This is a genomic window from Rossellomorea aquimaris TF-12 (assembly GCF_001648555.1).
GTDB classification, from domain to species: domain Bacteria; phylum Bacillota; class Bacilli; order Bacillales; family Bacillaceae_B; genus Rossellomorea; species Rossellomorea aquimaris.
The window spans coordinates 48,538-68,967 of sequence record NZ_LQXM01000020.1 but is presented as its reverse complement, the minus strand read 5'-3'; the positions used below and the strand labels follow the sequence as shown (position 1 = coordinate 68,967).

The following is a 20,430-nucleotide window of genomic DNA, read 5'->3' as shown; positions in this document are numbered from 1 at the left end:
GGATTGATTATCTACATAGTATTGTCATTAGTATTTGTTGTGTTTACTTTTTTAAATCTTTTATTTTTACCCAAACTTTCTAAAAAAGCGTCTTCAAAAGAGCTGGTATCTATTTTAATACCTATGAGAAATGAAGAACGAAATGTTGAAGGTGTGATCGATAGTTTAAAAGGAATCACATATTCCCCAATTGAATTTATTATTCTAAATGATGGCTCCACTGATCAAACTTTATCAAGATTAACTCAAAGGATTAATAAAGATACGCGGTTTAAAGTAATGAATGGGAAGCCTCTTCCTGATGGTTGGATAGGGAAGGTACATGCATGTCATCAATTAAGTAAGGAAGCCAGAGGAAGGTATTATTTCTTTCTAGATGCAGATGTACGTGTTTCATCAACTATTATTGAAAAAGTACTGTATCAGATGAAAAAGCATCAATCAGGTTTAGTTACAGGGTTCCCAAGGTTTCCTGTGAAACCTTTTTTAGGCAAGATGCTAGTTCCATTTCAGCATTTTTTGGTTTATTTCCATTTACCGCTAATGGTTGCCAATAAGTCCACAGCCCCTTCTTTTACAGCTGCTCATGGAGCGTTCATGTTCTTTGATAGAGAGGCATATAAGGATTGTGGAGGACATGAATCGGTAAATGGTTCTCTGGTAGAAGATGTTCACCTTGCAAGAAGGGTGAAAAGCAGTGGATGGAAGGTTTCGTTAATAAATAATACTCTTGACGTTTCTTGTAATATGTATAACACAAATGAAGAGGTATGGAATGGTTTTTTAAAGAATGTATATATAGGAATTGGAAGAAATCCTATTTCAGTCATCGTCCTATCTTTATTTTATTTCGTATTTTATGTTTTTCCTCTTCCTTTATTTATTTATGGAATAATCAATGAATATTGGTTGTATTTGCTCCCTTTATTTGCAGTATGGATTCAGACTTGGATGGTTGATGTTGCTTCTAAGCAATCCCCTATACATTTTCTTTTTATGCCTATTGCCTCTATTAGCTTCATCTTGATCATGTGGGCTTCCATGGTAAAAAGTATTCGTAAACAAGGTTATGTTTGGAAAGGGAGAACCTATTCATGAAAAATATTCTCATTATCGGTGGCGGTTTAGGCGGGTTATCAGCCGCCATTTCTCTGCAGAGCAAAGGGTATCAAGTGACAATAATAGATGAAAATCAACATCCAGGTGGTAAAATGATGTCTGTTAAAATGGGGGGATATTCATTTGACTTTGGTCCAAACACCATTACCATGCCAAAGGTTTTTCAGTCTGTTATCAATGATGCTGGTGGTGACTCCTCATCCTATTTTCAGTTTGAGAAACTTGAAAAACATACAAAAAATGTATTTTCCAATGGGAAAGTACTTTTTCAAAGTGCTAACCCTGAAGAAATGATTGCAGAGCTACGAAAATTTGATTCTCTCGGTGCTTCTCGATATCGAGAATATTTAAAGGAAGTAAATAGGCTTTATCTTCTGGCAGAAAAAAGTTTCTTTTACCGAGTCTTTGATTCCTGGAAGGATTATCTTTCACCACAATTATCCCGAAGTTTTATGAAGGTCCGTCCCTTTGAAAAAATGAATCATTTTCACAGGAGGTATTTTCGGGATGAGGATGTGTTGAAGGTGTTTAATAGGTATGCGACGTATGTAGGTTCTTCTCCATTTTCATGTCCTGCTACATTTTCTCTCATAGGTCATTTAGAGATGAATGACGGAGTGTATTATGCAAAGGGGGGAAACACTTCCATTGCAACGGGATTTCGTCAGTTCTTTGAAGAAATTGGTGGAGTTTGTAAGTTTGGAACTCGTGTGGAAGAGATTATTGTGAAGAAGAAGAGGGTAATAGGAGTTAGCACTTCAGATGGTGAGTTCCTGATGGGTGACGACGTGATCATAAATGGTGATTTCATTACAGCTACTCGAAATCTTATTAGGGAAGAGGACCGTCTAAGCTTTCCTAATAAGAAACTGGATTCATATCAACCATCCATCTCTGCATTTGTTATTCTGGCAGGAGTGAAGGAATATCAAGAATCTATTCATCACCATCAACTGTTTTATAGTGAAGACTATAAAAAGGAGTTTGATGAGATCTTTAAGGATAAAAGGCTTCCTGGAGATCCTACCATTTATATTAGCCATTCTGCTGCAACTGACCCAAATATTACTAAAGGAAGTAACTTGTTTATACTTGTGAATGCTCCTGCAATTGATCTTAAAAGGGATGAGATAGTACAGTATAAAGAGAAAATCTATGATAAACTCGAAAACCATGGAATTTTCATTAGAGATTCAATTGAGGTAGAGAAGATTTTTACACCAAATACCATTAAATCTAAATTCTCAGCCTACAAAGGAGCACTTTATGGTATTGCTTCTCACAGTATGACAGAATCATTTCTTAGACCTTCGAATGTAAGCAAGGATATTGATAGATTATTCTATGTCGGAGGAACAACTCACCCGGGTGGGGGTTCTCCAATGGTGACAATTAGTGGAAGGAATGTAGCAAATTATATATTGAATCGTGATAAGGTTTAAGAGACTATTATTTTCAGGTATATATAGAAAGTAACCTTTATGAGGATTGCTTGGCAATCAAACATAATCGATATCGAAAACAGCCAGATTGTTTTAAAAAATTATGTTTATGATTTAAGGTTCTATCCTCATTCGATTCTTGATAAAGTGTATAATGAAATGAATGAAAAGTAGATTGGAGTAAATACATATGAACAAGCATATTTTATTCACAGGTGGCGGTTCAGCTGGGCATGTCACAGTGAACACGGCTTTAATTCCCCATTTTGAAAAAGAGGGCTGGAAGGTAACCTACATTGGTTCTGAAGATGGAATTGAAAAAGAAATCATTACTGATCAATTTCCTCATATTCCTTACGAAAGTATATCAAGTGGAAAGCTTAGAAGGTACTTTTCTTGGAGGAATTTCACAGATCCATTTCGTGTAATGAAAGGTGTTCTTGATGCACTAACGATTATTCGAAAAACAAAGCCGGATATCATTTTTTCAAAGGGTGGGTTTGTATCTGTACCCGTAGTAATGGCTGCTAAATTAGCCAAAGTTCCTGTAGCGATCCATGAGTCAGATGTTACTCCTGGATTAGCAAATAAGTTGGCTGTACCTTTTGCTACAAAAATTTTCACCACATTCCCGGAAACAGTCGAAACTCTCCCAAAAGAAAAAGCTTTATGCGCTGGAGCTATTATTAGAGAAGAGCTCTTTTCTGGTGATCCACAGGAAGGGAAAAGATTAACAGGTTATTATGAAGAGAAGCCTGTACTTCTTATCATGGGAGGAAGTCTCGGAGCACGTAAAATAAATGAATCAGTTAGAGAGAATCTCGATGAGCTGCTTCAATCCTTTCAAATCGTTCATATTTGTGGAAAAGGTAATATTGAAGAGGGCTATAAGCAAAAAGGCTATCGTCAGTATGAATTTATTAAGGGTGAGTTACCTCACTATTTAGCCATGACTGACTTTGTTATATCTAGGGCAGGCTCTAATTCTATCTTTGAATTTCTAGCATTAAAAAAACCTATGCTTTTAATTCCCCTTTCCAGAGAAGCAAGTAGGGGAGATCAAATATTGAACGCAAACTCCTTCGAGAAACATGGATATGCCATGAAGTTAGAGGAAGAAGAATTAAACCCAGAGAGCTTTATCAAAAAAGTGAAAGAACTGACAGAAAATAAAGAGATGTATATTTCCAATATGAAAAATGGAGAGAAAGCATACACGATTCAAGATATGTACAGAGAGCTCTCCTCCATGTCTAGATAAAAGAAGTCATTCCATCCCCTTTACAGCATATAGTATACAAATGACTGAAGGGGAGAAGACGAATGGCGTATCAATATTCAAAGGGTTGGTACATTCAGGAACTGAAAAACATGGGGATCTATTATCATCCAACTGAAAAAAGAAAGCTGGAAAATTATAAAACCTTTGTAGTAAGAAATCTTTACTTTGAGAAACGTGCAAAAAGTAATTAGCGCCGCTTTCAAGCTGACCGATTTCTTCCGGCAAAAGTAAAAAAAGAATTGAATTCCTCACAGGGAATTCAATTCTTTTTTAATTCATGCTATCGATTATGCTTCCAATGCCTGTTCTTCTTCCTGTGATGGTTGATACTGATATAAATGGAGTGTATAAAGATCTTTAGGGATTTCATATAAATCATAAACCTCTTCATGAGCATTTAATTGTTCATATAGAGAGCGTCTAATATCATTCGCCTTAATGACATAAGGTAGCTTTTCAGCTGCTTTTTGTGAGCGAGTGTTCACTTTGCGAATTCTCATGAATATGGTTTCCATACCTAATTCAAAAAAGAGCTCGTGGAAAAAAGCATCTTTGGCAGGTTTGTTGTAACCTTTACCATGAAATGGCTTACCAATCCATGTGCCAAGAAACCCTGCATTTTCTTGAATGTCAAATAAATTAATGGTCCCAATGGGGTTACCCCACTCATCCATAATGGTACGAGAAACAAGTTCTCCACGTTCCTCTGCTTCAATCGTTTGTTTTGTTAAGAATAGAAACTCATCATATGAATTTGCTTTTTGACGAACGAAAGGGAAGACTTCCGGGTGCGTCATAAGGTCAAATAGTTCATGACACTCATGTAATTCACGTTTCTTGATCATAGTAGACCCTCCTTGAGGGCAGTCTACTTGCGTACGATCCCACCCTCGAAATTTTTAAAAGTTAACTAAAAAATTTCGGGGTGGGAATCGAACCCACTAAGACCAGTCAAGAAACTGGTGGCGCACCTTTTGCCTTCCCTCCATTACAATCGCTCTATATAAAATATATAGCGTTTAAGAACAATGTAATCGGAAATATAATATCCATATGTATCATATATGAATTTAATTAAAAAGGAAATAGGTAAAACGTTAATTTTTTTTGATATTTTTTAACAATTTTCTACATGTTTTGATAGGCGATTTTCCCATTTACAATCGTTAAGATTGGCTTAGCCATAAAATGAAAGGGATGCCGACTCCAAAGCACTAAATCAGCGTCCTTCCCTTTTTCGACACTACCGATTCTATCTTCAACTCCAAGGTTTCTAGCTGAAATAATCGTTATTCCTTCAATTGCCTTTTGTTCGTCTAATCCTTCTCTTACGGCAATGGCTGCACACATATTTAAATATTGAATGGGAGTATAAGGATGGTCTGTAGTTATCGAAACTTCGACACCCGCTTGAGTTAGTTTTTGATAGGTAATCCAGCTTTTGTTTTTCAACTCAACCTTAGAACGTCGAGTAAAGGTAGGGCCTACTGATACTTTTAAATTTCTTCCTTTTAACTCATCAGATATGAGATGTCCTTCGGTGCAGTGTTCGATTCTCAAATCGAGATTAAATTCATCGGCTAATCGGACTGCTGTGAGAATATCGTCAGCACGGTGGGCATGAATACGAACTGGAATTTCTCTCTTTAATGCAGATACTAAAGGAGCAACTCTTAATTCTTCTGGCTGGTCACTATATTTTGCAGAAAAGAAAGCCTCCCTTAACATCCCCATAATTCCCATACGGGTTATGGAGTCATTATTCCCAGTGCTATGAATTCGTTTTGGGTTTTCTCCAAGTGCAATTTTTAGACCTGAAGTTTCTTTAATCACCATATTTCGCATTGTGGTCCCAAAGGTTTTGATAACGGAAGTGGTTCCACCAATTACATTAGCACTTCCAGGCATCACATTGACTGCAGTAACACCATATTTTAGTGCATCACTGAACCCTGGATCTAATGGGTTTACCCCATCAAAAGCTCTAATATGGGGAGTCATCGGTTCTATTGTTTCATTAGCATCATTTCCTGCCCAACCGGTACCTTCATCATATAACCCCAAGTGGGTGTGTGTATCAATGAATCCAGGAAACAAATAAAGCCCTTTACAATCAATGACAGGAATATTACTGGGTACATCAATGGGATAAGAGAATATACTTTTAATCAATCCATTTTCAATCAGTACTGACCCATTTTTTACTGGTTTAGAAGTAACAGGATAAATGGTTGCGTTTATTAATAATAATGAATTCATATGGTATCCTTTCATGAAAGAAAAGTGTACTTATGTTTATTGTAAACAATTTATAATGAAAAATGAAGTCAAGTATCCTTCTTCGTGCTCTGAAAGGAATAAAATAAGTATATTCCCATCCCCAAAATAGCAATAATGCTTAAGGGCTTAATATATCTTCCGCCAATCACTTCAATATGCTTCCAGTGTATGCCGAGCTCCATGCCAACTACCATAAACAATAATGTCCAAGGGAGCATAGCCGCAAAGGTATACAAAATAAAAATGGAGAGAGGCATTCGACTAATTCCAGCTGGAATACTAATGGCATGACGTACGATTGGTATAAATCGAGCTGTGAATATTACCATAGTGCCGTGACGTTCAAACCATTTTTCAGCCCCTTCTAAATGGCTTTTTTTGATAAAAAGGTATTTCCCGTATTTATCAAAAAAAGGGCGCCCTCCGTAATATCCAAGCCAGTAAAGAAAAATCTGGGCAAGGGTTCCACCTATTACTCCGCTCATGAATGCCCCAACAAAATGTAGCTTTCCTGAACTTACCATGAACCCTGCATAACAAAGGACGACCTCACTTGGAATCACTTCAATCATGAGAGCAAGTGCAATGCCCACATACCCCCAATCCGTAAGCTGTGCAAGAATGGTGACTATCCAATCATGATTCATCATAATCCTCCTACATAATTCCTGAATATTGAAGTATGAGAATAAGAAAACCCAAAGCCCAAACATAATAGGAGAATATCTTTAATGAATGTTTCTTTAAAAAATTAACCATCGTAACAATGGCGAAATATCCAAACACAGCTGCGCTTATGGTACCAATTGCCAAGCTTGAGAACGGTACGATTTCTGTATGACCGGAAAGCATCTCTTTTCCTTGAAAAACAATACCACCTATTATGGCGGGAGTAGAAAGAAGAAAGGAAAAGTATGCAGCAGTTTCTCGATCGAGCTTACGAAATAACCCTGCTGCTATGGTAAGGCCGGATCGTGAAAGGGCGGGGAAGATAGCTGCAGCTTGAAAACCTCCAATCACGAAAGCATCTTTGAAGGTTATATTTTCTAACTTTTTGTAACCATTTTTCACCCCATCTGCAAAATACATTATGAAACCAGTGGCGATAAATTCCCAGCCGATAGTGGAGCCTGTTTTAGAAATCGCGTCAAAATAATCTTCAAACAGCAATCCAACAATGACTGCCGGAATGGTTCCAATCACAAGGATAAAGGATAACTTACTAAAGGGATGACGTAGCATAAAAAGAAGTTCCTTTTGATAAACAACTAAAACGGCAATGAGAGTTCCGATATGTAGCATGGTATCAAGGAATAATCCTGCTTCCTCTAAACCGAACACCCGTCTCCCGAGATATAAATGACCAGTACTTGAGATAGGAAGAAATTCGGTTAAACCTTGGATGATCCCTAGGATAAACGCTTCTATTTTATTCATAGACATCTCTACCCTTCACAAAATGTATGGATTTGAGGAATGCTTCTCTATGGACAAACATCTCTTTTCTACATATATTCGAGTCTCGGGCGTTTCATGAGAACTGAACCTAAATAAATGAAAAATGGTAAATAAAATCTCAGAACATAAAATTTATGAAACTTTCAGCAATGAAAAACGTAAATATAAGGAGAGTAAGATTCGCTGACAACAACCCAGTGTTTAAAGAGTTAGACACGAGTAGTTGGCAAGCAGAAAAGGAGGTAGAATAGTATGCCTACAAAAGATGAAAGAATGATGGCTGCACTTATTTATATCTTAAGTTTATTTACTACATTTATTGGACCACTCATTATTTGGTTGATTAAAAAAGATGAATCAGAATTTGTAGATTTTCATGGGAAAGAGTATTTAAACTTTTTAATTTCGTATGCAGTATATGGCATTGTCAGTTCTATTTTGATGATCGTATTAATCGGCTTTGTATTAGCACCGATTGTTGGCGTTCTAGCACTAATCTTTACGATTTTAGGAGCAATTAAAGCTTACGAAGGTGAAAGCTACAGAATTCCAACTGTGTTTCGTATAATTAAATAAACGTTCAAAGAACTCATAGAGAATACCTATGAGTTCTTTTTATTGAGCTAAAACGATTCATTTTGTTGAAAAAGTTGTTTTCATAAGGATGATTGTAAAATGTGTAGAAATCAACAGACTGTGAGGGGTAGAATCTGTATCGGGAACAAATGGACTTGAAGCAGTGGTGTTTAGCGAAAACAAGATACACAAGGAATGATCCGGCTTTTCTTAAAGCATCATTGCCAATTTTCTTTTACGATATGTCGAAACATGAAAGGAGCGAATATAGAGAAAAATAGAATAATCAACGCGATCCACCATCCTATTGATTTAAAAACCTCCTCTGGAAACATAAATGTGTAACCCAGGTATATTAAGAACAATAATCCTTGAAGTACCTTCAATGTTTTCGCATCGGCTTCATTCTTCTCGGCTACAAGTCTCTCATCTGTCTCCGATACAATCACTTTTGGATCCTTCTTTATTTTCATTAGTTTAATGAAAAAAGCTATTGCTGTACTAAATGGAATCAGCGATAGAGCTAAAAAGGCTTTGTTGTCAGTAAAGGAAATATCCATTGTTTCGAAAACAGCCCAAGTTACTAAAAGGAAAATGCTAATCAGTAACGATACACTGATGGTTAATTTTGTTTCTTTAATGATTTTATTACTACTCATTTTTCATTCCTCCCAGAATAAATCATTTAATGTTTTATTTAATGCTTTACATATTGCTGTACATAAGTTGAGACTCGGGTTATATTTCCTTGCTTCGATTAAATTAATGGTTTGCCTTGTAACTCCAACGATACCTGCTAATTCTTCTTGAGATACATCAGCTTCAATTCTGGCAATCTTCATTTTTTTGTTTTTCAAAAACTTTCATCTCCTTCCATATTTATACTATGAAATATATTACAAAATGTCAGTTATAAATTACATTATGTAATATGGATAGGAAAATATTTTTGATTATTCAATTGTAGGCTAAGGCGAGTATTTTTAAAAAGTCAGCGTAACCTTGATGCCAATTTGAAAGAACATCTATTTGAAAAATGGATGAATTTCAAATGGATGAATTCGATTTCCTGTGACATCGTAGAAAGGAGGTATGATTACATGTCTATAGAAATATTATTTTATGAAATATAGGATTGAGTTAATAAGGATAATTTGAAATAATTGGTATTAAGAAATTGGGTGTAGTGTTGAATAAGTGTTTTACAAGGAAGGGTGTGAGGCAATGACCAGAATTGATAATAAAGAAAGATTGTTAAAGCTGATGGATATTTTGAGTAGTGAAACCGATGAGGATCATGAATTAGGATTAGATGATATTATCCTTCGCTTCAGGCAGGTATATGGATCAGATGTAAAATTAAATAAGAATTCATTAAAGGATGACATTGATCACTTAATTAAAAGTGGATTTGATGTAACAATTAATCAAGTAAAGGATGGATTACCAAAGTTTTATAGTCATCAATATCGTCTTTTCGAATTGTATGAGCTTCGGATGATCATTGATGCCGTTGTGTCTGCTAAATTTATTACTAAGCAAGAAACGAAACAGTTAATTTCTAAAATTAAAAAACTGACAAGTGATCATGAAGGAAAGAAACTTCAAAATGAAATACAGATTGATTCATCTATTAAAAGTGAGAGTCCTCAAATTCGATTAATCATTCATGATTTACATGAAGCTATTTCTGAACGGAAAATCATAACGTTTCAATACGGACGCTATGATTTGGATAAAAAATTCAACTTAAGTCATAAGGGTCGTACATATAAAGTGAAGCCTTACGCTTTAACGTGGGCAAATGATTATTATTATTTAATTGCTTATTACTATGAAGCTAAGGAAATTCGACATTATCGAGTAGATCGATTGAGAAATGTAGAAGCACTTGAAGAGAGCTTCCCATATGAATATTTTGATGTTTCAAAGTATGTCCAATCTACATTTCATATGTTTGCAGGGAATGAAGAGTGGATAAAAATAAAGTTCCAGAATCATCTGATCAACGTAATTATCGATAAGTTTGGAAAAGATGTAGAAATCATGAAAGCAGAGGATGGCTATTTTGTTTTATCTACAAAAGCACTTGTCAGTGACGGATTGATTAATTGGATATTAAGCTTTGGAAATCAAGCAAAAATCATATCACCGCCTTCCTTATTAGAAAAGGTAAAACAAGAAGTGATACAAATGAACAAGTTATATCAACCCTAATTTGGAGCCACTACCATAGTGGCTCTTTTAATGCGAAAAAATAGAAAATAAATTTCTTCTGAATTTATGAACGATTTCAGTACTTAACCGTCTTATAGTTATTTAATGTAGAGGAGGAAATGTAAATGAATGAATTTCAAGAAGCTTTACAAAGCATTAATTGGGGATTAATTGCTCCAGTCATTCTAATACAATTATTATTAATCGTGGTGGCTCTAGTGGATGTAATTCGAATAAAGGAAACAAAGGGTCCTAAGTGGGTTTGGCTCCTCATTATTTTATTTGTAAATATTATCGGACCCATCCTTTATTTTATCTTTGGAAGAAGGCAAAATGGATGATAAATGTATTAGAAGTAATTTCATTAGAAAAAAAGTACCAAGATAAACATGCAGTGAAATCAGTTTCATTTCAATTGAAGAAAGGTAACTGTACAGCATTATTAGGTCCTAATGGAGCAGGTAAAACAACCACTTTAAATATGCTGGCTGGGTTAATTACCCCGACTACTGGAACTATTTTGAATCCCAATACTTCTAACAAAGACATGCGGAGCATGATCGGTTATTTACCACAGTACCCCTCTTTCTTTGATTGGATGACGGGGGTTGAATATCTTGTGTTTTCGGGTGAAATTGCTGGACTTTCAAGGAAGAATTCTATATTGCGTTGTGATGAAATCCTAGAGTTAGTTGGGCTCTCAGAAGGTAAAAATAGAAGAATTGGTCAATATTCCGGTGGAATGAGGCAACGTCTAGGAATTGCTCAGGCGCTTATACACAAACCGAATCTCGTCATTCTGGATGAACCTGTATCTGCTTTAGATCCTTTTGGGAGAAGAGAAGTGCTGGAGCTTTTAAAGAAGTTAAAGGATGAAACGACAATCCTTTTTTCGACTCATATTCTAAATGATGCAGAGCAAGTATGTGATGATGTATTGTTTTTACACGAAGGCGTTCTAATTGAACAAGGTCCATTAGTTCAAGTAAAAGAAAAACATCAGACTCCTAAGTTCAATCTCCATTTTAACGATGGTGCTGAGGTATATAAGTCTTACTTTGTGAATAAAGAGTGGATTCAGCAAGTTAGAGCTGAAGGAAATACATTATCACTCGAAGTAAAGGAATTGGAAAAGGATAGAGCAAGAATATTCACACTCATCGCAGAAAAGAACTTGCCTGTATCAAGATTTGAAAGCAGTGACCATAGCTTGGAAGAACTCTTTATGAAGGTGATGAAGAAATGAAAATCCTGTGGGTTTTATTTAGAAAAGAAATGATGGAATTAACACGAAATTACAAATGGATGTGGATGCCAATGGTGTTTATTCTTTTTGGTCTAACAGAACCGTTAACAGCATACTACTTACCGGAAATATTAAATTCTGTAGGAGATTTACCAGAAGGCACCGTTATTCAAATTCCAACACCTTCCTCTGAAGAAGTCTTATTGTCGACTATTAGTCAATTTAATACGTTTGGTATCCTAGTTGTCGTTTTAGGTTTTATGGGAATCGTTTCAGGAGAAAGAAAGAGTGGAAATGCTGTAATGGTGCTGGTTAAGCCTGTATCCTATCATGCTTATATTTATTCTAAGTGGTTATCTGCTACGGTACTAATATGGGTTTCCTACATTCTCGGAATGCTATCGAGCTGGTACTATATCAATTTATTATTTGAAGACATTCAAGCAGCTGCCTTTCTTCAAACCCTTTTTGTATATGGTATTTGGCTGACCTTCATTATAACCCTGGTGATTTTTTTCAGTAGTATTGTAAATGTATCTGGACTAGCTGCCTTTTTTACAATTGGACTATCCATTCTTCTAAACTTTGTATCTGGCTATCTTACAAAAAAACTAAAGTGGTCACCAGCGCAGCTTTCAAACTACTTAGATAATATATTGTTCAATCAAACCTGGCCAAAAAATCTTACCATCACCATAATCCTAACAAGCACACTATGCCTTATCATTCTTCTCATCACACCCGTCCTCTTCAAGAAAAAAGAACTAAGCTGACAATAAGTCAGCTTTTTTTAGGGACGGACCTCTCCCAAGCAACAGGATTTCCAAAATTTTTGTCGAAATAATAGTGAAATAGGAGGGACGGACCTACATGGAGCCATATAAACTTACGAATAAAGTAAAAACTCTGATCCAACATGCTGAATCAAGGGCTAAAAGCAGTAATCGAGAATCAGTTGGAAGCTTAGATTTATTTTTAGGAGCAGCTCTCGTAAAAGAGGGAACCTTACTTGAGATGTATCATCTAATTGAGCCATATAAAGACCAATTGGAAAGCATCTATGAAGACACTCCCTGTGAAAAATCCAGCCTTGAAAGAATCGTACCGTTTACCATGTCATTATCCACTAAAGCAATGAGAATCTGGAAAACATCTGTTGAGGTCATGAGGAGATATAATCAAACGTTCTTAAATGAAGGACATATCATTAAGGCTTTTTACACCCATCTCCATGAAAATCCCCAACTGAAATATGAACTGAAGGGGCTACCTCATGAGGAAATCATCCAATGCGCCACAACAGCAAGGGATTTGATAGTGAATGTAGTAAAGAAAGATTGGTCCTATTCAATCGATTCTTCTATTCTAATTAAACAAGTACAGCATCATGACCAAAATGCTCTAACCCAATTTGTTGAAACCCATTTTGGAAAGCTTTGGTCAAAAACATTGCTAAATGGGTTTCATCCTTCACACCAAAAAATTCCACTTGTAATGGCTTCAGAAAATGATGAAATTATTGGATTTGCAGCCTTCGATGTGTTTCAGAATAAAAAAGGCATATATGGGCCAATGGGAGTGGTTCCTACAACACGACATAAAGGTGTAGGGAAAGGTCTACTTTATACAGCTCTTCAAAAAATGAAAGAAAAAGGGTATATGTACGCACTATTAAAAGAAGCTGGACCCATTGAATTTTATGAAAAGACATGTGAGGCCAGACTCATTCCACTAGAAAAAAAGAGATGATTTAAATCGTTTTGAAAATATCCCACTCCAAGAAGCTATGAAAGAACCTGGTAATGAAATAGAATTTAAACATACGTTAACATTTAAGCAAAATGGTACTCACGCTTATTTTTTTGTGGGAAAATTAGAGGTGTGTTTGAAACAGGTGCTTGAGAAAATGTGAAATTGGAACATATTTGGTTCTGTTAAAACTTATTTTCTAAAAAGTATGTATGTGTATTTTGAAGCAATAGGGAGGTACTAAACATGTTGATTGAAAATACTGGACTCGTTCTAGAAGGTGGGGGAATGAGGGGGATCTACACAGCAGGAGCTCTTGAATGCTTTTTAGAAAAAGGAATAGAGTTTCCCTATGTTATAGGAGTATCAGCAGGGGCATGTAATGCAGCTTCGTATTTATCCAAACAAAACGGTCGCAATAAGAAAGTGAATGTAGACTTTATCCGAGATCCTAAATACCTCTCATGGAGAAATTATTGGAAAACCGGGGAGCTATTTGGGATGGACTATGTTTTTAATGAAATACCTAATAAACTAGTTCCATTTGATTATGAAACTTTTCATTCGAACCCTTCTGAGTTTGTCATAGGGACGACGGATTGTCATACAGGCAAACCGAAATATTTTTCTAAAGAAAATTATGGTGAGGATCTTCTGACGATTATTCGTGCATCCAGTTCCCTTCCATTTGTGGCACCGATTGTAGAGCATCAATCCCAACACTTATTGGATGGTGGGATTAGTGATCCTGTTCCAATTAAGAAAGCTGAACAAGATGGCTATCAAAAAAATGTAGTCATTTTAACAAGAAACAAGGGATACTTAAAAAAGCCATCCCGATTTTCCTTTTTAATCAAAAGAAAATATCCACAATACCCACTGTTACACGAAACCATGATGAATCGTTATTTACATTATAATCAAACGGTGGCAGAGCTAGAGGAAAGGGAAAAAAACGGAGAAGTTCTTATCATACAACCTCAAGTACCGTTAAAAGTAAGCCGAATTGAAAAAAATCGAAAAAAACTAGATCAATTGTATTGGCAGGGATACCATGATGCGAAAGAAAAACTTCATCAAATTCGTGAATGGAGTTCAGATCAACTACAAGAATCAGTAAATTCATAAAGTATGAAATGTTTTAGAATTTATTTCTTTTAATAAATAAGCTGTTTCAAAAAGATTTCTGCTTTTCATCCATTGACTCTCAAACCCACCAAGGGTGACGAAAGGAGCGTTTTAGAAAGTGAACAACATCTTTAACATTGTTCTAATTTGTGAATAGTCACATACATATGGTAAAGATTCATTGAAAGGACGAGCATTTCATGAACCTCTACCATATTTATAAAAATGAACAATATACATTTCTTTTTCGTAGCGTGATGTATTTTCTTATTGGTGTAGGTATGCTGATAGTAATGGAAAAGTTATTCTATTTTCCCTTACTAGTTTTTTTACCTGCGTTTTCGAACCTTTACTTAAGCTTCACCTGTAAAAAGGAAATAAAAAAAGCTAGTAGACTCTATTACGAGGATCTGCCCGTTTCCCAACATTCGTTAATAGGTGTCAATACAAATGAAGGGTTTTATTACTTAAAGACCAATGGCTGGTCTGATTATTTTATTCAAAGAACTTCCCTATTGAATAAGCCAAAGCACTATATTCTTCACCGTAAAGATAAGCAAGCTGTCTCTTTCCTTAAATGGAGTAAGAGTATTCAAATTGATCATGAAAATGTAAAAATGTCATTTCAATTAAAGTATCAAAGTTCTACAGCCATTGAATGGAAATCAATAAGTGGTGAAACCATCCTTCTTTACAGGGGGAACAAGCGATGGATATTAAATTATAATGGGAAAAATTATTTATCCTTGCAAAAGGGATACCTTCCTCAAAGTATTCAACAGTTATTTGACTTCCATCATAGCTACATCTCTTTTTTTGAAACCTATTCAGAAGAGCAGGATTGGCTTCTCATCTTTCTATGGTATATCGATAGTGATTATTTTGTTTCCACTTAAGTTATCCTTTTTTTTAAATGGGGTATTCTATTAAGGAATGTGTATGGAGGTGAGGATATGAATGCCGATTACAAGCAATGTTTAACTGCATTAGAAAGATGTCTGGAGGCTTGCAATGTATGTTATCATGCATCCTTAAAAGAAGAACAAAGAATGATGGCCTGCATTGAGCTGGATCGAGAATGTGCTGATATTTGTTCTTACACAATAAATGCCATGCAACGGAGCAGTAAGTTTGTACCTCAAATCTTAAATCTGTGTGCAGAAATTTGTGACGCCTGTGGAAGTGAGTGCAAGTCACATGACCATCAGCATTGTCAGGATTGTGCAAAAGCGTGTTTTGATTGTGCTGAGGAATGTAGAAAACTTATTTAAATATTGACCTTGTTCAGAAGTGAAATTCACTAAATAATAACCCCCCTTTTTGAGAATAACGGGTTTACTTGTGAGGTGCAAACAGATAAAAAACGTATAAAATCTCATATAAAATCACACAAATTTCTCTGAGTAAACCACAGTATAATTCTAAACTTAAAAGGACCGACTCTAAATTAGAGTCAGTCCTTTTAAGTTTAGAATGTCTTATTCAAATAAAGCGCCCTTTTCTGGAATACTTGAATCGATAGAACATGCGAATTGCTTTTGATATGCACCCGATTGTTTACTAGCTGGTTATTCAAATTCCTTAATAATAATTCCATCTTTATTAAAATACTTATAGTTCCGAAATGTATATTGGTTATTATCTGTTTGTGGTAAATCAGCCCAAGTTACAGTTGCTTTATTCGGGATAAAATCCCATTTAAATCTTTGCTCATTTATATCTACTTGCAATTTAGCAATTTTATTTTCGTTATTGGTCACAAACATCATTTTTCGAGGAGAAATATTAAAAGAACTAAATGTCTCATTCTCTTTAACTTCTATATATCTCCATATAAAGTTACCTTTTTTATTTTCAGTAAACTCTATGTAGCCTGGTTTATTATTAGCTAAAAACGCTACAATTCTTAAATCATCAAAATCTTTTATCTCCAAGATTTCAATTAATTTATGTTCATATCCCTCAATAGAATTAATTAATTTAACTATTGATGCTTCATCATTCCCATATAACTGTTTGGTACCATTAAAATAAAAAGTTAAAATTGAAACAACCAATATACCAAAAGTAACAAACAATAGTTTCCTCCTTTTCATTATCAAGCACCTCCTCTTTGTTAATCATCCTTATTTATAGACTTATTAAATAATCCTGCCCGTTAATTGAATAAGCAATTTTCAAATATCTTATTATTAGTTTAACATAAAATTCCATTTTACCTTTTAAAAAATCATCCTCCCTCAATTACAGGAGGATTTTTACAAGCCTATTTAAAATAAAGAACGTCATTTAATGTAAACTGTTTATCCGTTAAGCCCAGTTTTTGAGCTGGCGTGAGCTTTGTCTTCTTCGATTCTAGACAAAAATTATAATATGTTCTCAAAATGGTCGAAGACATCTGAGCATACTTCGGGTTGAAATTCGCATATATATAGCTCTTGCCCTTTCCTCTAGCTGTCACAAGTGGTCTTTCGAGCACTGATAACCTACGCCTGATATGTTGCATAAAATTATTGGTTGGTCTGTCACTAACATTTAATATCAAGTTTGCTATATAATCTGCGTCATACTCACTTACATTGGTTGTGCAGTCAACAATCTCTTTGGAAAAGAAATGAGTCTTCAAGTCTGTCGCTAACTTAACAGAAGCTATCCTGTCTACTGAATTTTCTTGTAAAACTTTTCCTTATTTAAAAAGATTATGGAAGTATATGTTAAAATGAAATAATGAAGACACAATAAAAATATAGGGGTCTGATGAATTGAATAAGAGAATTATTATTTTGCTAATTGGCTTGTTGTTAATTGTCAGTGGTTGTTCTTCTCAATCAAATGGAATTGTAGATTCTTTTTTGGAAAAATCAACAGAAGAATTTGGCACAGAACTATTTATACCCGAGTATGAAGAGTACCCTATCACATCAGCAGAGATAATATATCCACCTACTGGCGACAAAAAGGAATTAACTGTTGTATATTCTAAAGAAAAAGGTGAATTGATGGATGAGAATTTCATTAAAAACCACGAAAAAAATGTAGGTTCGAAAGTTTTATACGGATTGTATGATGGAGAACCTTTCCTTTTTAGGATAACATACAGTAATTATGAACTTTCAGATGGAAACGGCGATAGCGAAACTAAGATCATTAATGGTGTAGCTGTTAATGTTAGAGAAATTATGGTTAAGGATGAAGAAAGGTTATTTACGTTCTTTAACGTAAATGAAGGCTCTTATTCGATTGATTTTGCTTTGAGAGAAGGATTGAATAAAGAAAAAGCATTTGAATTTGTTGAATCAATAATTAAGGAAACAAATAAATAACGAAAGGGATGGGACTTTCCATCTCTTTTGTTATTTACCATACTGAAGCTCTTTCCTTATTAATACGATAAATATAAATAAGTTTAAAATTTAGGCTGTTTTCGCAAGGCTTGTTATTTTTTTGAAAAATTTTTGCCTGTGTCTCTGTCAAACAGTATACGCTAGATGGTGAGGGGGACTGCTCCGCTTACAGCTAGCTTTCGGCCTATCCTCCTTAGCTCAATTCACGCCCCGTGGAAAGCGAGCACGTGAAGCGGAAATCAACCTCCACTCTCTTTTCAAAAGCAGAAAAACTTACGAAAAGAACTTAAATTAAGACATTTCCTTCCAAAAATGTACAAACAGTTAAATGGAATGATAATTAACAGTCCTCACTCTCAATTTTTATCTCTATTTATATCAGTAAACTCTAATGGAATAGTGCAAATGAATGAGAACCCCAAAATACACCTCCGATATGATAAAGTGGAAAACTTGACAGTTAAGTATTCTAACATAGATAATCAGAGGTAATCGAATAGGTTTCCTTCGGGGCAGGGTGAAATTCCCTACCGGCGGTGATGAGCAATGGCTCTTAGTCCGTGACCCGGCTAATGCTATATTAGGCGGTGGATTTGGTGAAACTCCAAAGCCGACAGTGAAAGTCTGGATGGGAGAAGGAACGGCAGTATTCTAATGGTTTAATGTATGAAATGATTCATTTTTTAATTATACCTATGAGTGCTTTATTTAGTCATGCCAAACTTCCCCCCAAGTAGTTTTTTGTACTTGGGGTTTTTAAATTTTATTATTCTTAGACTTTATAAAAATCGGAGGTGAACAGAATGAATGGAATAGATTACATGGAACTTGCTCTTAACATGGCTAAGTCTACTCTGGGCCAAACGTCTCCAAATCCTGCAGTTGGTGCTGTCGTGGTCAAGGATGGTGAAATTGTCGGGATGGGTGCTCATCTTAAGGCAGGTGGTGGTCATGCAGAGGTTCATGCAATTACTGCAGCAGGGGAAAAAGCAAAAGGAGCGGACATTTATGTTACTCTGGAGCCCTGTTCACACTATGGTAAAACACCTCCTTGTTCTCAATTAATTATTTCAAGCGGTATTAAAAAAGTCTTTATTGCAAGTACCGATCCAAATCCGTTAGTAGGAGGTAAGGGAATAAAACAATTAATTGAAGCAGGCATTGAGGTGGAAATTGGCGACCATCAAGAGGAAGCATTAGAACTGAATAAGCATTTCTTTCATTTTATTCAATTCGGTACACCGTTTGTAACATTAAAAACTGCTGTTACATTAGATGGTAAAACAGCAACTGCTTCAGGAGATAGCAAATGGATTACCTCAGAGGCATCTAGAGAAAATGTCCACTATGATCGTCATCGGCATGACGCGATATTAGTTGGAGTGAATACAATCATTCGTGATAACCCACACCTTACCACCCGTTTGCCCCAAGGCGGAAAAAACCCCATTCGAGTCATTTTAGATAGCAACCTTCGAACACCTATACTTTCAAATATTGTACAGGACAATGAAAGTCCTACTATCATTTTCACAAGAAATGGAATATCGGAAGAGCAGAAAAAACCCTATCTGGAAAAAGGATGTGAAATTATTTCACTTCAAATGGAAAAGATAGATATCAATACTGTTCTTGTTGAATTAGGGAAACGTAATATTCTTTCTTTGTATGTAGAAGGTGGATCAACGATTCATTCTACTTTCCTTAAAGAAAAAGCTTTTCAAGAGCTGATCATGTATATGTCACCGACTCTTGTTGGGGGAAGTGATGCATTTCAAAGCTTTGGCGGTAAAGGCTTTAATACGATTGCAGAAGGGCTAAAGATGGATATTCAGTATATTAATCGAATTGGTCCGGATATAAAAATAGTTGCTTTGCCAAAAATAGAAATATCCCGCTAACTTAATGGATTAAAGGGGGAGAATGGAATGTTTACTGGAATTATAGAAGAAATTGGTAGGATAAATGGAATAAAAAAGTCTTCATCTTCTATGGAACTTTCTATTTCAGCAAATAATGTCTTACGTGATGCCCATATAGGTGATAGCATCAGTGTAAATGGAGTTTGTTTGACAGTAACTCGTTTTACAGATAAACAATTTCAAGTTGATGTCATGCCAGAAACCTTTGAAGCAACGACATTAAGAAAGTTGACAATTGGTTCAAAGGTTAATTTAGAAAGAGCTATGTCAGCCAATGGTCGATTTGGCGGTCATTTTGTAAATGGACATGTTGATTGCGTTGGTTTGATTAAAGACATGAAACAAGTTGAAAATGCTATCTATGTAGATATTTCCTTTCCAAAAGAATTACAGCACTTGTTTATCATGAAAGGCTCTGTTGCAATAGATGGAATCTCTTTAACAGTATTTAGAATTACTGAAGACTCCCTGACAGTCTCTCTTATTCCACAAACAAGGGGAGACACCATCCTAGGGGAAAAGAAGATAGGAGATATAGTCAACCTTGAGTGTGATGTGATGGCGAAGTACTTCCATCGATTCTATGAAGTTAGTAAAGAATCATCAAGCACTTCAGGTGGAATTAGTTATGATTTCTTAACCAAAAACGGATTTGGTAACGTATAGA

23 protein-coding genes, 1 pseudogene and 1 riboswitch are annotated in these 20,430 nt (G+C 35.3%); of the genes and pseudogenes, 16 read left to right on the top strand and 8 right to left on the bottom strand.

All coding sequences use genetic code 11. The features are described from left to right. Positions 1 to 3: 3 nt before the first annotated feature. The 4 genes from IQI_RS03335 to IQI_RS20215 all read left to right on the top strand — a co-directional run bounded on the left by IQI_RS03335 (position 4) and on the right by IQI_RS20215 (position 4,034). Entirely contained in the window at positions 4 to 1,098 is a 1,095-nt protein-coding gene (locus tag IQI_RS03335; protein ID WP_064091311.1) for a glycosyltransferase, read from the top strand. Further along, positions 1,095 to 2,561, top strand: a complete 1,467-nt coding sequence (locus IQI_RS03330) for a phytoene desaturase family protein (RefSeq protein WP_064091310.1) — start codon at positions 1,095 to 1,097, stop codon at positions 2,559 to 2,561. The genes IQI_RS03335 and IQI_RS03330 overlap by 4 nt, the downstream gene beginning before the upstream one ends. A 190-nt stretch (positions 2,562 to 2,751) precedes the next feature. Continuing rightward, positions 2,752 to 3,822 carry an undecaprenyldiphospho-muramoylpentapeptide beta-N-acetylglucosaminyltransferase gene (locus IQI_RS03325; protein ID WP_064091309.1) on the top strand — a complete coding sequence of 357 codons (1,071 nt, stop codon included), beginning with the start codon at positions 2,752 to 2,754 and terminating at the stop codon, positions 3,820 to 3,822. 62 nt (positions 3,823 to 3,884) lie between these two features. Next, the gene (locus tag IQI_RS20215; RefSeq protein WP_082892563.1) at positions 3,885 to 4,034 is read left to right on the top strand and encodes a DUF2639 domain-containing protein; all 150 of its coding nucleotides are present in this window, start codon (positions 3,885 to 3,887) and stop codon (positions 4,032 to 4,034) included. Between the two features lie 96 nt (positions 4,035 to 4,130). On the opposite strand, the gene IQI_RS03320 is transcribed toward IQI_RS20215, so the two are convergent. The 4 genes from IQI_RS03320 to IQI_RS03305 all read right to left on the bottom strand — a co-directional run bounded on the left by IQI_RS03320 (position 4,131) and on the right by IQI_RS03305 (position 7,560). Next, on the bottom strand, positions 4,131 to 4,688 hold the full coding sequence (locus tag IQI_RS03320; protein WP_064091308.1) for a GNAT family N-acetyltransferase: 558 nt from the start codon (positions 4,686 to 4,688) through the stop codon (positions 4,131 to 4,133). 283 nt (positions 4,689 to 4,971) lie between these two features. After that, the gene (locus IQI_RS03315) at positions 4,972 to 6,102 is read right to left on the bottom strand and encodes an amidohydrolase (protein ID WP_064091307.1); all 1,131 of its coding nucleotides are present in this window, start codon (positions 6,100 to 6,102) and stop codon (positions 4,972 to 4,974) included. Between the two features lie 68 nt (positions 6,103 to 6,170). After that, a complete protein-coding gene (locus tag IQI_RS03310) occupies positions 6,171 to 6,770 on the bottom strand; it encodes a DedA family protein (protein WP_064091306.1) in 600 nt (199 codons plus the stop codon). Between the two features lie 10 nt (positions 6,771 to 6,780). Beyond that, entirely contained in the window at positions 6,781 to 7,560 is a 780-nt protein-coding gene (locus IQI_RS03305; RefSeq protein ID WP_064091305.1) for an undecaprenyl-diphosphate phosphatase, read from the bottom strand. Positions 7,561 to 7,833: 273 nt separating this feature from the next. Here IQI_RS03305 and IQI_RS03300 point away from each other — a divergent pair, with 273 nt between their 5' ends. Beyond that, positions 7,834 to 8,157 carry a DUF4870 domain-containing protein gene (locus IQI_RS03300; protein WP_064091304.1) on the top strand — a complete coding sequence of 108 codons (324 nt, stop codon included), beginning with the start codon at positions 7,834 to 7,836 and terminating at the stop codon, positions 8,155 to 8,157. Positions 8,158 to 8,375: 218 nt separating this feature from the next. Here the strand turns inward: IQI_RS03300 and IQI_RS03295 are convergent, their stop codons facing one another. After that, on the bottom strand, positions 8,376 to 8,816 hold the full coding sequence (locus IQI_RS03295) for a hypothetical protein (protein WP_064091303.1): 441 nt from the start codon (positions 8,814 to 8,816) through the stop codon (positions 8,376 to 8,378). 3 nt (positions 8,817 to 8,819) lie between these two features. Next, positions 8,820 to 9,014 (bottom strand): helix-turn-helix transcriptional regulator, encoded by a 195-nt coding sequence (locus tag IQI_RS03290; RefSeq protein WP_064091302.1) that lies wholly within the window; start codon positions 9,012 to 9,014, stop codon positions 8,820 to 8,822. 367 nt (positions 9,015 to 9,381) lie between these two features. Here IQI_RS03290 and IQI_RS03285 point away from each other — a divergent pair, with 367 nt between their 5' ends. The 8 genes from IQI_RS03285 (at position 9,382) to IQI_RS03250 (ending at position 15,768) form a co-directional block, all read left to right on the top strand. Further along, positions 9,382 to 10,374, top strand: a complete 993-nt coding sequence (locus IQI_RS03285; protein ID WP_064091301.1) for a helix-turn-helix transcriptional regulator — start codon at positions 9,382 to 9,384, stop codon at positions 10,372 to 10,374. Between the two features lie 125 nt (positions 10,375 to 10,499). Next, positions 10,500 to 10,715, top strand: a complete 216-nt coding sequence (locus IQI_RS03280) for a PLD nuclease N-terminal domain-containing protein (RefSeq protein WP_064091300.1) — start codon at positions 10,500 to 10,502, stop codon at positions 10,713 to 10,715. After that, positions 10,712 to 11,620 (top strand): ABC transporter ATP-binding protein, encoded by a 909-nt coding sequence (locus IQI_RS03275; RefSeq protein ID WP_231893372.1) that lies wholly within the window; start codon positions 10,712 to 10,714, stop codon positions 11,618 to 11,620. The genes IQI_RS03280 and IQI_RS03275 overlap by 4 nt, the downstream gene beginning before the upstream one ends. Next, entirely contained in the window at positions 11,617 to 12,393 is a 777-nt protein-coding gene (locus tag IQI_RS03270) for an ABC transporter permease (protein ID WP_064091299.1), read from the top strand. Before IQI_RS03275 ends, IQI_RS03270 begins: the two co-directional genes overlap by 4 nt. 97 nt (positions 12,394 to 12,490) lie before the next feature. Continuing rightward, positions 12,491 to 13,369: a GNAT family N-acetyltransferase gene (locus IQI_RS03265; RefSeq protein ID WP_064091298.1), complete on the top strand. Its 879-nt coding sequence runs from the start codon at positions 12,491 to 12,493 to the stop codon at positions 13,367 to 13,369. 246 nt (positions 13,370 to 13,615) lie between these two features. Continuing rightward, on the top strand, positions 13,616 to 14,497 hold the full coding sequence (locus IQI_RS03260; protein WP_197489701.1) for a patatin-like phospholipase family protein: 882 nt from the start codon (positions 13,616 to 13,618) through the stop codon (positions 14,495 to 14,497). Positions 14,498 to 14,697: 200 nt separating this feature from the next. Beyond that, positions 14,698 to 15,393: a hypothetical protein gene (locus IQI_RS03255; RefSeq protein WP_064091297.1), complete on the top strand. Its 696-nt coding sequence runs from the start codon at positions 14,698 to 14,700 to the stop codon at positions 15,391 to 15,393. A gap of 57 nt (positions 15,394 to 15,450) precedes the next feature. Next, positions 15,451 to 15,768, top strand: a complete 318-nt coding sequence (locus tag IQI_RS03250) for a four-helix bundle copper-binding protein (protein WP_064091296.1) — start codon at positions 15,451 to 15,453, stop codon at positions 15,766 to 15,768. Between the two features lie 297 nt (positions 15,769 to 16,065). On the opposite strand, the gene IQI_RS03245 is transcribed toward IQI_RS03250, so the two are convergent. Both IQI_RS03245 and IQI_RS21245 read right to left on the bottom strand, forming a co-directional pair. Next, positions 16,066 to 16,575 (bottom strand): hypothetical protein, encoded by a 510-nt coding sequence (locus tag IQI_RS03245; protein ID WP_156509824.1) that lies wholly within the window; start codon positions 16,573 to 16,575, stop codon positions 16,066 to 16,068. Positions 16,576 to 16,763: 188 nt separating this feature from the next. After that, positions 16,764 to 17,093 (bottom strand): annotated as a pseudogene (locus IQI_RS21245) (insertion element protein); the annotation flags it as partial. 166 nt (positions 17,094 to 17,259) lie between these two features. Between IQI_RS21245 and IQI_RS03240 the strand changes: the two are divergent. The 3 genes from IQI_RS03240 to ribE all read left to right on the top strand — a co-directional run bounded on the left by IQI_RS03240 (position 17,260) and on the right by ribE (position 20,429). Further along, complete coding sequence (locus tag IQI_RS03240) at positions 17,260 to 17,820, top strand: hypothetical protein (RefSeq protein ID WP_064091294.1); 561 nt, start codon at positions 17,260 to 17,262, stop codon at positions 17,818 to 17,820. A gap of 520 nt (positions 17,821 to 18,340) precedes the next feature. Beyond that, positions 18,341 to 18,485, top strand: a riboswitch (FMN riboswitch). Positions 18,486 to 18,644: 159 nt separating this feature from the next. After that, positions 18,645 to 19,742, top strand: a complete 1,098-nt coding sequence (gene ribD, locus IQI_RS03235) for a bifunctional diaminohydroxyphosphoribosylaminopyrimidine deaminase/5-amino-6-(5-phosphoribosylamino)uracil reductase RibD (protein WP_064091293.1) — start codon at positions 18,645 to 18,647, stop codon at positions 19,740 to 19,742. A gap of 27 nt (positions 19,743 to 19,769) precedes the next feature. Then, positions 19,770 to 20,429 (top strand): riboflavin synthase, encoded by a 660-nt coding sequence (gene ribE, locus IQI_RS03230; protein ID WP_064091292.1) that lies wholly within the window; start codon positions 19,770 to 19,772, stop codon positions 20,427 to 20,429. The last annotated feature ends 1 nt before the right edge of the window (position 20,430 follow it).